The organism is Streptomyces sp. NRRL S-337 (genome assembly GCF_000720175.1).
Lineage (GTDB): Bacteria > Actinomycetota > Actinomycetes > Streptomycetales > Streptomycetaceae > Streptomyces > Streptomyces siderophoricus.
The window spans coordinates 1-360 of sequence record NZ_JOIX01000193.1; the positions used below are offsets into that span (position 1 = coordinate 1).

Here is a 360-nt window from a genome sequence, read left to right on the forward strand (position 1 = left end):
GTAGAGGTGCGCGGCCTCCAGCACCTGGACGGGGGTGGGGCCGTTGAAGGCGCACAGGTCGCCGTAGGTGCCCAGCAGGTGCTTGCGGAAGGCGGGCTGGCCCTTGCGGACGCGGATGGTCGCCTGCTTGTGGCCGCCGGCGATCAGGCCACGGGTGTTGTCGACGATGTCCATCGGCAACCCGCCGCCGGCGAGGGCGTCGTGGAAGTCGTCCGCCCGCAACTCACGCAAGGACAGCTGCGACTTGGGGTGGACGCACAACTGGCGCAGCTCCGGGGCGGTCAGCGCGCCGCGTGCGTCGGTCCAGCCGGCCTCGTGGCGGCTGCGGTAGGTCACCACGTGCTTGTGGTGCCAGCCCGG

Annotated in this window: 1 pseudogene; it reads right to left on the reverse strand. The window is 71.9% G+C overall.

Annotated elements, in window-relative coordinates:
- A pseudogene (locus IG62_RS0141040) lies at positions 1-336 on the reverse strand (hypothetical protein); the annotation flags it as partial.
- Positions 337-360 lie beyond the last annotated feature (24 nt).